The following is a 12,875-nucleotide window of genomic DNA, read 5'->3' as shown; positions in this document are numbered from 1 at the left end:
TAAAAAATAATTACCGCTTGAGCCAACGATGGGAATTGAACCCACGACCCCTTCCTTACCAAGGAAGTACTCTACCCCTGAGCTACGTCGGCATAATGAAATGATGCAGCTTGCGCTGCATCATTCTTTCAAAGAGCGGGAGACGAGGTTCGAACCCGCGACCTACAGCTTGGAAGGCTGTCGCTCTACCAGCTGAGCTACTCCCGCTTGTTTACTGGTACTATCAGAAACGTTCAAGAGACAACCTGTAACCTAGCCTCCATTTCTGATCAATGTGTGAGTGGGGAGAGAAGGATTCGAACCTTCGAAAGCTTACGCTAACGGAGTTACAGTCCGTCCCATTTGGCCACTCTGGAATCTCCCCATTCTTTATTCAAAGAACCCTTTTTCCGTCTTCAATCGCTGATTTCGTTCTAAGGAGATGCAAAATTAACGGCTTTTTGTTCCGTGTCAAACATTTCGCAAAATATTTTTCAAATCATTTCATTTGGGTGCTCAAGACTTGCTGCAGTTTTTCGTCTTTTTCAGCCATTCTCGCTAAGGTTTCTTTCCTTTCCTGGGTCTCTGCCAGGATCGTAAGCATTTGAAAGGCTGTCTGTTTCACTAGTTCCTGCTGCTCCCGCTCTACTATGGCTATCAAGGCTTGCCAACCCCTCTCCTGCTGGTCAATATTTTTTTTCAAAAGGAAGGCGCCAAAGCTCTGAATGAAGTAATATAAGTCACTTCCCCTCATTTTGCGGGCGTTTTCCAGAAACCAGTCATATACCTCCTCTTGTTGAGCATCTGTAAAACTGGCGGCCAAGGCGTTCACTACCTCCGGATTTTTGTAGGTCAGGAAAGGTTTCAGGCGCTCCTGGTCATGCTTGCCCCGGTTCCAGGCGAAGATGGCGGCACTCACCACCTGGTAGGAACTGTCTTGGAGCCCTCCTTCTATAATTTCCTTGGGCAGCCCTTGCAACGTACTTAACGCATACATGGCTGTAGCCCGTACGTTACTGTTTTTATCTGCCTTCGCCATCTCCTCTATCTGGCCCTGCACCTCGGGTCGTTGCATGGCCTCTGTGGTGATCAGCATTTCCAGACCGGTAGACCTTATTTTCCAGAAGGGATCTTTCAGTGCTTTTAATAAGACAGGCTCTATCTGGACATGGGTGGTGTCTCTCAACTCCTCCAGGGCCATAGCCTTCGCCGCGAAAGAAGTACTGGTCATGAATTGGACCGCCCACTCTGGAATAGTCTTATCATGGGTAACCTTGGCCAGAAGATCTTGCCGAGGGTCCAGCACCACGGTTTGCGGAGCCACTGCCATAGGAAAGTCAAAGGTTTGGCTGGCCTGGCTTACACGTACTACTTGTTCTTTCCATTTTCCTCCCTGTGCAATTGCAATCGTCAAGGGGAAATGATAGACCGTGCTTCTCACCATATCCTGGGTTTGGGTGACTTGCACCCTTAAGTTTCCGTTTTGGAATTGGTGGCTTACCTTCAGTTCTGGGTGACCCGGGGTCAGAAACCATTGCTGGAAAAAGGGCTTAAGGTCGCGGCCGGTGATTTCCTCAAAGGCTAACCTCAGTTTATCAATCTCAGTGGTACCAAACTGGTTCTGGGTAAGGTAGAACTTCAGGGACGCAAAGAAGGCCTCGTCTCCCACCTCCTTGCGGAGCATGTGCAGCACGCGTCCGCCTTTGGCGTAAGAGTGGCTGTCAAACATATCTTCGCGGTCCAGATAATGGTATCGGATGAGGGGCTCCTGTTTGGTTCTGGCTTCCCCCAGGTATTCCAGCAACGCGGTTTGGTGGGTAAGCGCGGCTTCATCAGGCCCATACTGGTGTTCGGCCCACAGGTACTCCGCGTAATCCGCGAAGGACTCATTCAAAGGCAAGTTGGCCCAGGATTCTGTAGTGACTAGATCCCCAAACCATTGATGGAAGAGCTCATGCGCGATGATGTGGTCCCAGTTCTTGTCCAGTAGTTCGCGGCGGTCCTGGTGCAGGGCCTGCATAAAGGTAGAGGCAGTGGTGTTTTCCATAGCCCCAGACACAAAGTCCCGTACCACCACCTGCGCGTACTTCTCCCACGGGAACGTCACTCCCAGTTTCTTAGAAAAGAATTCCAACATGGCGGGCGTCCGCCCGAAGGTAGCCTTGGCCGTACCCGCGTAGGCCGGCTCTACCCAATAGCTCACTTCCTTCTTCCGCCAGGTGCCCTTTACCACGGCGTACTCGCCAATGGCCATCATCACCAGATAAGGAGCATGGGGCTTGGTCATGCGCCAGTGGTCTGTTTTAAGCCCGTTTTTCTCATTTTGGCTTGAAACTAGCACGCCGTTAGAAAGCGTCTTGAACCTATTCTCCACGGTGATGAACAGGTCCTGGGTCATTTTCTCATTGGGCTTGTCTATAGTAGGGAACCAGGCCGAGTTAGCCTCCGTCTCGCCTTGGGTCCAGATCTGTTGCGGCATGTCTTTCTCGGTGCCTAGCGGGTTTATGAAGTACAAGCCTTTATCAGCTAGAATAGCATCGCTGCCCTTCACCTTTAGATCATTGGGTTTGGCGGTGTAGGAGATAACAACCTGCAACGTGTCATGCCGGGTATAAGGCTTGCCCAAGTAGAGCGTGAGGTGGCTCTGGTCATAAGCGTATTTTAGGGGAGTTGCCTGCTTTCCCTTCAGGAGCATGACTTGGTGCAGGTCAAAGCCTTTCGCATCTAGCACCACTGAGTCCTGGGGGTAAAAGTAGGGTTTGACCGTAAGGGTGGCTTCGCCCAGCAAATGCTGCTTACCCCAGTCAAACTTCACCTTTAAGGTAGTGTGCACCAAATCTATGAGGCGTTCTGCCGAAGGTTGATAAGGCCCTTTGCTGGTGGAAGGCCCCGTAGCTAAGCCAGTAGTGTCTTGAGTGGCCACCACCGGTTCAGCGGCTACTGCAGGGGCGGCCGGTTTCTCTGCGGCACATCCCCAGAGGGAGCCACAGGCAAGAATAAGCAAGAAGCCGCGCGAAACGATGTGATTCATGTAATGATTTATTAACTTTGAGGACTCAAGTTGTGAATTTATTCACACATACGGTATTTACGTTTATTAACGCTGCCCACATGCTACAGGTAAAATCAGCTACTGCTCAGTGGCAAGTAGTGCTAGAGAAAAACCAAATCCTTCTCAATAACACGCCTTTTACCTGGGACCTTCTTCCGCTTACCCCCACTTCCTTTCATATTATCAAAGACGGCAAATCCTACACCGCTGAACTGGTGGAGGCTAACCCCGAGACGAAAACCTTTAAGATAAAGGTGAACGGTAATCTGCATACGCTGCAGGTGCAGGACCGTATGGACTTACTGCTGGAAAGCCTGGGCATGGGCGAGGCCCTGGTCCAGAAAGTGAATGACATCAAAGCCCCCATGCCGGGCCTTATTCTGGAGGTGAAGGTAGAGCCGGGCCAGGAAGTAAAGAAAGGCGATCCTATCCTTATTCTGGAGGCCATGAAAATGGAGAACATCATCAAGTCTCCGGGTGACGGCGTGGTCAGCGCCGTAAAGGTAAACGTAAGGCAGAACGTAGAGAAGAACCAAGTTCTCATTGTTTTTTAAAGATTTCCGTTTTGGGCCTGTTTTTCACAAAACAGGCCCAAAACATATACATACACCTGTTATTAACTTTTTCATTTTATAAGAAGCATGCGATTCAAAAGAATTCTATTGAAGCTCAGCGGAGAGTCCTTGATGGGCGAGCAGCAGTATGGCATTGATACCAACATGCTGGTGCAATACGCCGAAGAAATCAAATCTGCCATTGACCTGGGTGCCCAGGTAGCCGTGGTGATTGGCGGAGGCAACATTTTCAGGGGTGTGCAGGCCGAGTCTGTAGGGTTGGACCGCGTGCAGGGAGACTACATGGGTATGCTGGCCACCGTCATCAATAGCATGGCTTTGCAGAGCGCCCTGGAGAAAGCCGGCGTTTACACCCGTCTGCTTTCTGGCATCAATATCCAGCAGGTATGTGAGCCTTATATCCGGCGCCGGGCGCTGCGTCACCTGGAGAAAGGCCGCGTGGTGATTTTTGGAGCTGGTATTGGTAGCCCCTACTTCACCACCGACTCTGCCGCCAGCTTACGCGCCATTGAGATTGAGGCAGACGTGGTCTTGAAAGGTACCCGCGTAGACGGCATTTACACCGCAGACCCAGAGAAAGACCCCACTGCCACCAAGTACACAGACATTACGTTTGAAGAGGTATTTGAAAAGGGCCTGAACGTTATGGACATGACCGCGTTTACCCTTTGCAAGGAAAACAACCTGCCTATTGTGGTGTTTGACATCAATACCCGCGGCAACCTGGCCCGCTTGATCAACGGCGAGAAAATAGGCACCCAGGTATCTATGTAAGCAGAAGCTGCGGCCCAGGCCGTGGATTTTACAGAATAAAGTGAGAAATTAGTGCCGCCTTTGGCATTTGCTGCGGCGGTACCATTTAGTCATCTTTCTAAATCAGAAAACCCAATGACCGAAGAAATTAATTTTTATTTGAGCGAAGCCGAAGAATCCATGCAGAAATCGGTGCAGCACACGAGCGTGGAGTTAACTAAGATCAGAGCGGGTAAAGCTTCCCCCTCCATGGTAGAAGACCTTCGCGTAGATTATTACGGCACGCCCACCCCTATCTCTCAGGTAGCCAACGTAATGGCCCCAGACGCCCGTACGCTTATGATCAAGCCCTGGGAAAAAAATATGGTGGCTGAGATTGGCAAAGCCATCAAGAACAGTGACCTGGGTCTGGCCCCCAACATGGAAGCCGACGGCGTACGCCTCAATATTCCAGCTTTAACCGAAGAGCGCCGCCGGGAATTGGTGAAACAAGCCAAAAACGAAACCGAGAGCGGCAAGATTCGCGTGCGTAACATCCGTAAGGATGTGAACGAGTCTTTGAGAAAGCTGCAGAAAGAAGGCACCTCTGAAGATGCCGTGAAAGACGCCGAAGCCAAAGTGCAGAAGCTTACTGACGCGTACATTGTGAAACTAGACGAGCTGCTTTCTAAGAAAGAGGCCGAAATCATGACTATCTAAGAAAAGCCGTTTTAAGCCCGTTTTTCTAAAAACACCCCTAAAACAGAAAGCCCGCTCTACCAAGAGCGGGCTTTCTGTTTTAGGCAAGGACATCCATTATTTCTGAGATTTAAGCAGCATGGCTCCTAACCATTTGCGGGCATCTTCAATGCTGTCAAACACCTCTATGCCGCTGGTGTCATAAGTAAAACGCAAGGATTTATCTGCTGACAGCCTACTGAACATACTGGGCGAGTACACCCAGGCAAAACAGGTCATACCGGCTTGTCGCAGGCGGGGGAACCAGTCTGTTCCTACCCATTCTGCGGCGCTGGACCAGATGCCCTCCACGCGGGTATTGTCATTCAGAACTTTGTGGCAATTGTGCTGCACCATCTCTTCCAAAAGCCGCTCACATCCTTCCTGAACAGAGGCCAATGTTTGGAATCCGTGCCAGTCAGCGTAAATGCAGGACAACGTATCGTCGTGGTAAAGAGAAAGGTATGTATCTTGAAATAGGAGGACGCTCATTATTAAGAATAAGACAGATGATTAATCTGGGAGGAAGAGCAAATTACAGTACTTAGTTGAGTATACCAAGTACTTATACGGATTAAATTTGCATTTTTCTCATAACAACCAAAGGGTAACTTAGTATTTACGATAAGTTGACTCTTAAGGTTATTAAGAATTTTCCACAGCCGGAATTCGGGAAGAGAAATCTATCTTATCATGTCCTAGGACTAGAGTAAGTTGGCTTTGCGCCTGATAATAGCAAGGAGACTTTATCTAGCAAAGCCAGCTAAAATCCCAGGTTATCCTGAAAGGGTCTTAGAGATAATCGATAGCCCCTGGTTCTCTCACAATAAACTTCCGTCCAGATCAGAAAGAGAAGGAATAGATTAGCCCAGCTCAAAATTCCACTTATAAAGTATAGCACCTTAAAGAAGACACTAAGGCACGCTATGGCAAAGCATCATCTGGGCAAGCCCTAGGGATAAAAGTGTAGAAAGCAGGAAATAGGAATAAGGCAGTTATTTTCCAGAGTGCAGGCGCCTGCCAGTACCTATTACAGATACAGCTTTTTGGCGTGTATGTAGTCCTGGACCGCCTCGGGCAGCAGGTAGCGGGTAGACTTGCCCTCTTTAAGGCATTTCCGGATGAAGGTAGCGGAGATGTCCAGCAGGGGCGCCGGCACCAGGGTTATCTTGGAGTATCCTTGCAGGATAGGGGGCGTAGGTGCGCTGCCGGGCCTGGGGTACACCAGAATTTCATTACGCTCCAGAATCTGCTCATAGTTCTTCCATTTATGGAACGTGGCGAGGTTGTCCTCGCCCATGATAAGCACAAACTGGTAGGTAGGGTACTTCTCCTGCAGATAGGTGAGCGTGTCAATGGTATAACTGGGCTTGGGCATCCGGAACTCAATGTCCGTGACGCCCAAGTCCGCGTTATCGGCTATGGCCAGCCGCACCATGTGCAGGCGGTCAAACTCATGTAAGAGGCTGTTGCTGGGCTTGAAGGGGTTCTGCGGGCTTACCACCAGCCACACCGTATCTAGGGTGGTGTTAGTGGCCATGTAGTTGGCCAGGATCAAGTGGCCCACGTGAATGGGATTGAAAGAACCAAAAAGCAGGCCTACCCGCATAGCTATACTATCTCGTCTACCTCATTGAGGAAGCCGCGCACCAGCGATTCTGCCTTGGCGAAGGCATCTTCCAGGTTCTCGTTCACAATCACCTCATCAAACTGGTCTTCAAAACTCAGTTCAAACTTGGCCTTGAAAATACGGCTGGAAATACTGGAGGCCGAATCTGTGTTGCGGGCCACCAAGCGCTTGGAGAGTTCCTCAATAGAGGGCGGCTTCACGAAAACCGCAAGGGCGCGGTCTCCATAAAAATGCTTCACGCTCAGGCCTCCTTTTACATCTACGTCCAGGATGGCGTGTTTGCCTTCGGCCCAGATACGCTCTATCTCAGATTTGAGCGTACCGTAAAAAGCGCCTTCATACACTTCTTCCCACTCCACAAACTCCTCGTTCACGATCTTCTCACGGAACTCGTCTGGGGTGATGAAATAATAGTCTTTGCCGTTTACTTCTGACCGGCCGCGGCGGTCGCGGGTGCAGGCGGAGATAGAAAAACTTAGTTCTGGGAGAACGTTTACTAAATGACGGACAATTGTTGTTTTGCCGGCCCCAGAGGGAGCCGAGAAGATAATGATTTTACCTTGCATCCTAGGTATGGAAGCTTATGACTAAGCTGTTTGGTGGATCTTTGATTTAATGGCGTCAGCTAGGGTGGCCGGAGTGCCGGGCCGACGTAGTGATGCGTTCAGGAACTGTACAAACACCCGTTGTTTGTCAACGCTTTCAAAGCACGGAGAGCATTCGTCAGACTGCTCGGCCAGAAAAGCCTCATCTTCTTTGGAAGCGGCACCTTCCAGCCACTTCTCAAACACGCCTTTCACCTTCTCACAATCCGGATCATGGCTCTCCCCTTTGGCGTTGTCGCCCATCAATTCGTCTGTCATTGTAGTAGTTCCCATCATATTTAATTCCAGTTAGCTATTATAACCCATCGTCTTTGCGTACTTCTCCAGTTTCTCTTTCAGAAAGTGCCGGGCCCGGTGTAAGCGGCTCCGCACGGTACCAATGGGAATGTCCAGGATTTTGGCCATTTCCTCATAGGTAAACCCTTCCAGATCACAGAGGATGATTACGGTTCTGAAGTCTACCGGCAATGAGTTGAGCGCTCCCGCCACCTCATCACCAATCAGGTCCTGCACACTTTCCATGCGCAGGTCTGTGGTTCCTCCAGAACTATCTCCCTCGGCGTCAACGTCTTCAGAATTGTAGTAACCTTCCACCTCAGAGTAGTCCACTTTGGCGGGTTGTTTGCTCTTTTTCCGGAAGTCGTTTATGAACGAGTTCTTTAGGATGCGGAACAGCCAGGCTTTGGCATTAGTTCCGGGTTCAAAATAATCAAAGAAGCGGTAGGCCTTTAGATAGGTCTCCTGCACCAGGTCATTAGCATCATCTTCGTCCAGGGTAAGACGAAAGGCGAAGTTGTAGAGCGGGGAAATGACTGGCATCAGTTCCGCCTCAAAGCGGGCGTCCTTTTCCTCTTTGCTCATTGTGTTCCCTCTCTGTTCGCTCATTGCTCTTAAATTTGTACTTTTACACTTATGATAAAGGTACCTATACGCAAATATAGAAATTAAATATACATAGGTACGTACGAATATTTGGGCAGATGTTTACACTTGCCCCCAGAAAGGCTGCTTTTTAAAGCGCCTTCCTTCTTATTTCACCTTCAGCGCCGCATGTCTCAGCCTATCTCCGTCACCATTCTTGCCAAGAACAGCCAAGACCTGTTGCCGCGTTGCCTGGCGGCGCTGGCCGCTTTCCCAGAGGTCATCCTGCTGGACAACGGCTCCACCGATGATACGGTGGCCGTGGCGCGGCAATTTGCCAACGTGAAGGTGTTCCACTCGCCTTTCATAGGCTTCGGGCCGCTCAAGAACCTGGCCGCCTCCTACGCCACCCATGACTGGATCCTCTCTATAGACAGCGACGAGGTGCTTACCCCGGCCCTGGTGCAGAGCATCTTACAGCACCCGCTGCAGCAAGGCAAGGCCTACCGGTTCCTGCGCCATAACTACTACGGCCAGAAGCTAATCAACGCCTGCGGCTGGGAAAACGATTACGTGCTGCGACTGTTCAACCGCAAAACCACCGGCTTTACCAACCGCGAGGTGCATGAAGGCATTATCACTACTTCTATAACGGTAGAAACCCTACCGGGCATATTAAAGCACTATTCTTTTAAGAACGCCGGCGAATTGCTGCAGAAACTAAACCAGTACACTACCCTGTTTGCGCAGGAGAACCGGTTCAGAAAACAATCCTCGACGTTCACCGCCACCTACAAGGGGGCCTGGACCTTTTTCAGGAATTATTTTCTCAAGCGGGGGTTCCTGTACGGGTTTGAGGGCTTCCTGATCTCGGCCTCTAACGCCAACGGCGCCTTCTACAAATACCTGAAACTGCACGAAGCCAACCGCAGCATGACCACCAGCCTCATTATCTCCACCTACAACTGGCCCCAGGCCCTGGAAGTAGTCCTGAAAAGCGTGGCCCGGCAGCATGAACTGCCCACCGAGGTAATCATTGCCGATGACGGCTCCCGGGAGGAGACCCGCGCTTTGATAGAGCGTTTCCAGCAGGATTTCCCGGTGCCGCTGCGCCAATGCTGGCACGAGGACACGGGCTTCAGGTTGGCGGCCATCCGGAACAAAGCCATGGCCCTAGCCACCGGCGAGTATATCCTCTCCATTGACGGCGACATGGTGTTGCACCCAGACTTTGTGAAGAGCCACAAGCGCATGGCCCGCCACAAAACCTTTATCCAGGGCAAGCGGGTCCTGCTACAACCAGAAATCACCCAACAGATTCTGCAGACCAAGCAATGGCACATCACGCCTCTCTCCAAAGGGATCATCAACCGCTTTAATGCCGTCTCTTCCGGGGTGCTAGCCAGACTGGCCTCCAAGAAACGACCCGACATCAAGGCTATACGCGGCTGCAACATGGCTTTCTGGCGGAGTGATGTTTTGAAAGTGAACGGTTTCAACGAGGACATCACCGGCTGGGGGCGTGAAGACAGCGAATTTGCCATCCGGCTGCTCAACGCCGGGGTAGAACGCCGCAACCTGCCCTTCGGCGGCGTGGGCTACCACCTCTACCACCCCGAGAACGCCCGCACCTCCCTGGCTGAGAATGACAAGATTCTGGCAGACGCCATTGCCCAGAAGGCTACTTGGTGCGAAAACGGGATTAGTCAGTATTTGGGTAAAACCTTGCCCGAAAGATAAAGTACAGCCTCCCCAAATGCTCTTTTTGTAACTTATTGCCTTGTTGAATGCGCGGATGAACTAGTTTCTCAACGTTGCGTTTTGAGCCTGTTTTTGGCAAACAGCCTCAAAACGGGTTTGCTACTGATTTGTGTCACCACCTATACCTCTTGAAAAAAGGCTACAATACTAGACAGGCCATAAACAAAACGCCCGGCTCCTTTGCAGAAGCCGGGCGTTTTAGCCATGTTTTCCGGAAAACGGCCCGGAAACGGAAATATTAGTAACGGTAGTACTCTGGTTTGAATGGTCCTTGCACCTCTACGCCAATGTAGGCGGCTTGCTCAGCAGACAGTTCTTCCAGTTCTACGCCAATTTTAGACAAGTGCAGACGGGCTACTTTCTCATCCAGGTGCTTAGGCAAGGTATAGACCTTGTTCTCATAAGCCTGAGAGTTGGTCCAAAGCTCCAGCTGGGCAAGGGTTTGGTTAGAGAAAGAGTTAGACATCACAAAAGATGGGTGACCAGTGGCGCAACCTAAATTCACCAAACGGCCTTCGGCCAGGATGATGATGTCTTTGCCTTCCAGGGTGTAAAGGTCTACCTGCGGTTTCACGGTGTCTTTGGTATGGCCGTAGTTCTCATTCAACCAAGCCATGTCAATCTCGTTGTCAAAGTGCCCGATGTTGCAGACAATGGCTTTGTCTTTCAGGGCCAGGAAATGCTCTGCCCGGATGATGTTGAAGTTACCAGTGGCGGTCACTACAATGTCAGCCTCAGGAATGGCGTTCTCCATTTTCTTCACGGCAAAACCGTCCATGGCGGCTTGCAATGCACAGATAGGATCAATCTCGGTTACAATCACGCGGGCACCGGCACCACGCAACGAAGCGGCAGAACCTTTTCCTACGTCACCATAACCAGCTACTACGGCTACTTTACCGGCCATCATCACGTCAGTGGCTCTTCTGATAGAGTCTACCAATGATTCTTTACAGCCGTATTTGTTGTCAAACTTAGACTTGGTCACGGAGTCGTTCACGTTGATAGCCGGCATCAACAAAGTGCCGTTTTTCATACGCTCGTACAGACGGTGCACCCCGGTGGTAGTCTCTTCAGACAGACCTTTGATACCGGCGGCCAGCTCTGGGTACTGGTCAAACACCATGTTGGTCAGGTCACCACCATCGTCCAGGATCATGTTAAGGGGCTGGCGGTCCTCACCAAAGAACAGGGTCTGCTCAATGCACCAGTCAAATTCTTCTGCGTTCATACCTTTCCAGGCGTAAACAGAGATACCGGCAGCGGCAATGGCAGCAGCAGCGTGGTCTTGAGTAGAGAAAATGTTACAGCTAGACCAGGTCACCTCGGCGCCCAGTTCAACCAGCGTCTCAATAAGAACCGCGGTCTGGATAGTCATGTGCAGACAGCCAGCAATGCGGGCACCTGCCAATGGCTTGCTTGGACCGAACTCCTCACGAATGGCCATCAGGCCCGGCATTTCGGCCTCGGCCAATTTAATCTCTTTCCTTCCCCACTCGGCCAGGGAAATATCTTTTACTTTGTACTTCAAATACGTTTCTACCATTGTAGTTCAGGTTTTTACAGAAGAACCGCAAAGGTACGCAATATGTTTGTCATCTTCAACGCAATCCCTAACGGGCGTTTTAAAGGTGTTTTTAGAAAAACAGCCCCAAACCAGACGCTACCAAAAACACTGCTTACCTTTCCCAACCTATGGCCCAACCTATCTCCCCTGCAGAACGCACTTTTCTTCAAGAAAACCTGACGGCTGACCCCGCCAAAATGATGCTGCAGGCCCGGAAATGGCCCGAGATTGACGTGCCCAAACTGGCCCAGCAGATTAAGGCCCGGCAAAAAGCAAAAGGTAAAATACCGGCCTGGGCCGCCAACCTGGACCTGCTGTTCCCGGCCAACCTCTCCGTGGAGCAGTGCTCCTCTGACCTAACGGCTGCCTACAAGGCTTCATTGCTTTCCGGGGAATCCCTGGCCGATCTGACCGGCGGCTTCGGGGTGGACGCCTACGCCTTTGCCCAACGTTTCCGGCAGGTGACCTATGTAGAGCGGCAAGCTGAGCTGGCAGAAGTGGTCACCTACAATTATCGGCAGCTGGGGGTACAGAACATTCAGGTGATTTCCGGCGAAGCCGAGGATTTCCTGGAGAAATTATCCAGCCCCTTAGACGTAATCTATCTGGACCCCGCCCGTCGGGGCCAGAGCCAGGAACGGGTGCACCTGCTCCAGGACTGCGAGCCAGACGTGCTGGGCCTCCTGCCTTTACTGCTCCAAAAAGCCAAAGCGGTCCTGCTCAAAACGGCGCCCATGTTGGACATTGACCTGGCCCTACAAGACCTGACCGGCGTGCAGCGCATTTGGGTGGTGGCTGTGCAGAATGAAGTGAAGGAAGTGCTGTATCTGATCACGGCAGAGGAGAACCTGGAACCGGCGCTTACCGCCGTGAACCTTCGGGCAGGCCAAGCGCCCCAGGAAGTGAGTTTTACCAAACTACAAGAAGAGCAGGCCACGGCCGTGTACGCCCCTGAACCGCTTACCTATCTGTACGAACCTAACACGGCGCTCCTGAAAGCGGGTGCCTTCAAGTGGCTATCACAGGAATACCAAGTGCAGAAGCTGCACCGCAACAGCCACCTTTACACGTCCACAGAACTTCAGGCAGCGTTTCCGGGGCGTATTTTTGAGATCACTGCCAGCCCCAAGGCTACGGCCAAAGAACTGCACCAACTGCTACCCGGCAAAAAAGCCAACATCACGGTGCGTAATTATCCCCTGACCGTGGCCCAACTCAGAGAGAAGCTAAAATTAAAGGAAGGCGGCGAGGATTACCTTTTCGCCACTACGGATATGCACAACAAACCCATCCTGATTCTGGGCCGGAAAGTTGTTTGATTGCTGATTGCTGATGGTTGATTGCTGATTGTTTTTGAGAATGCACTACCTGCCTA

Annotated in this window: 12 protein-coding genes and 3 tRNA genes; 5 read left to right on the top strand and 10 right to left on the bottom strand. The window is 51.2% G+C overall.

The features are described 5' to 3' along the window. Positions 1 to 20 precede the first annotated feature (20 nt). The 4 genes from ACYVJQ_RS03005 to ACYVJQ_RS02990 all read right to left on the bottom strand — a co-directional run bounded on the left by ACYVJQ_RS03005 (position 21) and on the right by ACYVJQ_RS02990 (position 3,010). Positions 21 to 92, bottom strand: a tRNA-Thr gene (locus ACYVJQ_RS03005). A gap of 42 nt (positions 93 to 134) precedes the next feature. Beyond that, positions 135 to 207: transfer RNA gene (locus tag ACYVJQ_RS03000), tRNA-Gly, on the bottom strand. Positions 208 to 281: 74 nt separating this feature from the next. Next, positions 282 to 364, bottom strand: a tRNA-Tyr gene (locus tag ACYVJQ_RS02995). A 114-nt stretch (positions 365 to 478) separates the two neighbouring features. Then, positions 479 to 3,010: a M1 family aminopeptidase gene (locus ACYVJQ_RS02990; RefSeq protein WP_460891589.1), complete on the bottom strand. Its 2,532-nt coding sequence runs from the start codon at positions 3,008 to 3,010 to the stop codon at positions 479 to 481. 80 nt (positions 3,011 to 3,090) lie between these two features. On the opposite strand from ACYVJQ_RS02990, the gene ACYVJQ_RS02985 reads away from it, so the two are divergent. The 3 genes from ACYVJQ_RS02985 to frr all read left to right on the top strand — a co-directional run bounded on the left by ACYVJQ_RS02985 (position 3,091) and on the right by frr (position 5,058). Then, positions 3,091 to 3,585, top strand: coding sequence for a biotin/lipoyl-containing protein (locus tag ACYVJQ_RS02985; RefSeq protein ID WP_460891588.1), 495 nt, complete (start codon positions 3,091 to 3,093; stop codon positions 3,583 to 3,585). Between the two features lie 87 nt (positions 3,586 to 3,672). Continuing rightward, a complete protein-coding gene (gene pyrH, locus ACYVJQ_RS02980) occupies positions 3,673 to 4,380 on the top strand; it encodes a UMP kinase (RefSeq protein ID WP_048919282.1) in 708 nt (235 codons plus the stop codon). Positions 4,381 to 4,494: 114 nt separating this feature from the next. Beyond that, positions 4,495 to 5,058: a ribosome recycling factor gene (gene frr, locus ACYVJQ_RS02975; RefSeq protein ID WP_460891587.1), complete on the top strand. Its 564-nt coding sequence runs from the start codon at positions 4,495 to 4,497 to the stop codon at positions 5,056 to 5,058. A 96-nt stretch (positions 5,059 to 5,154) separates the two neighbouring features. On the opposite strand, the gene ACYVJQ_RS02970 is transcribed toward frr, so the two are convergent. The 5 genes from ACYVJQ_RS02970 to ACYVJQ_RS02950 form a co-directional block, all read right to left on the bottom strand. Further along, positions 5,155 to 5,475, bottom strand: coding sequence for a hypothetical protein (locus ACYVJQ_RS02970; protein ID WP_460891586.1), 321 nt, complete (start codon positions 5,473 to 5,475; stop codon positions 5,155 to 5,157). A 631-nt stretch (positions 5,476 to 6,106) separates the two neighbouring features. After that, positions 6,107 to 6,685, bottom strand: coding sequence for a nicotinate (nicotinamide) nucleotide adenylyltransferase (gene nadD / locus ACYVJQ_RS02965; RefSeq protein ID WP_460891585.1), 579 nt, complete (start codon positions 6,683 to 6,685; stop codon positions 6,107 to 6,109). A 2-nt stretch (positions 6,686 to 6,687) separates the two neighbouring features. Further along, on the bottom strand, positions 6,688 to 7,272 hold the full coding sequence (gmk, locus tag ACYVJQ_RS02960) for a guanylate kinase (RefSeq protein WP_460891584.1): 585 nt from the start codon (positions 7,270 to 7,272) through the stop codon (positions 6,688 to 6,690). Positions 7,273 to 7,293: 21 nt separating this feature from the next. After that, positions 7,294 to 7,587 carry a hypothetical protein gene (locus ACYVJQ_RS02955; protein WP_460891583.1) on the bottom strand — a complete coding sequence of 98 codons (294 nt, stop codon included), beginning with the start codon at positions 7,585 to 7,587 and terminating at the stop codon, positions 7,294 to 7,296. 12 nt (positions 7,588 to 7,599) lie between these two features. Next, entirely contained in the window at positions 7,600 to 8,196 is a 597-nt protein-coding gene (locus tag ACYVJQ_RS02950) for a sigma-70 family RNA polymerase sigma factor (protein WP_048919276.1), read from the bottom strand. A gap of 165 nt (positions 8,197 to 8,361) precedes the next feature. On the opposite strand from ACYVJQ_RS02950, the gene ACYVJQ_RS02945 reads away from it, so the two are divergent. Further along, on the top strand, positions 8,362 to 9,912 hold the full coding sequence (locus tag ACYVJQ_RS02945; protein ID WP_460891582.1) for a glycosyltransferase family 2 protein: 1,551 nt from the start codon (positions 8,362 to 8,364) through the stop codon (positions 9,910 to 9,912). A gap of 259 nt (positions 9,913 to 10,171) precedes the next feature. Here ACYVJQ_RS02945 and ahcY read toward each other — a convergent pair whose 3' ends face one another. After that, positions 10,172 to 11,479 carry an adenosylhomocysteinase gene (gene ahcY / locus ACYVJQ_RS02940; protein ID WP_460891581.1) on the bottom strand — a complete coding sequence of 436 codons (1,308 nt, stop codon included), beginning with the start codon at positions 11,477 to 11,479 and terminating at the stop codon, positions 10,172 to 10,174. Positions 11,480 to 11,628: 149 nt separating this feature from the next. On the opposite strand from ahcY, the gene ACYVJQ_RS02935 reads away from it, so the two are divergent. Further along, the gene (locus ACYVJQ_RS02935) at positions 11,629 to 12,819 is read left to right on the top strand and encodes a THUMP-like domain-containing protein (RefSeq protein ID WP_460891580.1); all 1,191 of its coding nucleotides are present in this window, start codon (positions 11,629 to 11,631) and stop codon (positions 12,817 to 12,819) included. Positions 12,820 to 12,875 lie beyond the last annotated feature (56 nt).

This window comes from Rufibacter soli, from assembly GCF_054781795.1.
Note: the sequence above shows the minus strand (reverse complement) of the source record. Positions and strands in the feature narration are given on the sequence as shown.

Bases quoted from the DNA above. Each gene is read 5' to 3' on its own strand.
- pyrH (WP_048919282.1), top strand. From the start codon at position 3,673: ATGCGATTCAAAAGAATTCTATTGAAGCTCAGCGGAGAGTCCTTGATG.
- ACYVJQ_RS02990 (WP_460891589.1), bottom strand. From the start codon at position 3,010: ATGAATCACATCGTTTCGCGCGGCTTCTTGCTTATTCTTGCCTGTGGC.
- ACYVJQ_RS02950 (WP_048919276.1), bottom strand. From the start codon at position 8,196: ATGAGCGAACAGAGAGGGAACACAATGAGCAAAGAGGAAAAGGACGCC.
- ahcY (WP_460891581.1), bottom strand. From the start codon at position 11,479: ATGGTAGAAACGTATTTGAAGTACAAAGTAAAAGATATTTCCCTGGCC.
- ACYVJQ_RS02985 (WP_460891588.1), top strand. From the start codon at position 3,091: ATGCTACAGGTAAAATCAGCTACTGCTCAGTGGCAAGTAGTGCTAGAG.
- ACYVJQ_RS02955 (WP_460891583.1), bottom strand. From the start codon at position 7,587: ATGATGGGAACTACTACAATGACAGACGAATTGATGGGCGACAACGCC.
- ACYVJQ_RS02945 (WP_460891582.1), top strand. From the start codon at position 8,362: ATGTCTCAGCCTATCTCCGTCACCATTCTTGCCAAGAACAGCCAAGAC.
- nadD (WP_460891585.1), bottom strand. From the start codon at position 6,685: ATGCGGGTAGGCCTGCTTTTTGGTTCTTTCAATCCCATTCACGTGGGC.
- gmk (WP_460891584.1), bottom strand. From the start codon at position 7,272: ATGCAAGGTAAAATCATTATCTTCTCGGCTCCCTCTGGGGCCGGCAAA.
- ACYVJQ_RS02935 (WP_460891580.1), top strand. From the start codon at position 11,629: ATGGCCCAACCTATCTCCCCTGCAGAACGCACTTTTCTTCAAGAAAAC.
- frr (WP_460891587.1), top strand. From the start codon at position 4,495: ATGACCGAAGAAATTAATTTTTATTTGAGCGAAGCCGAAGAATCCATG.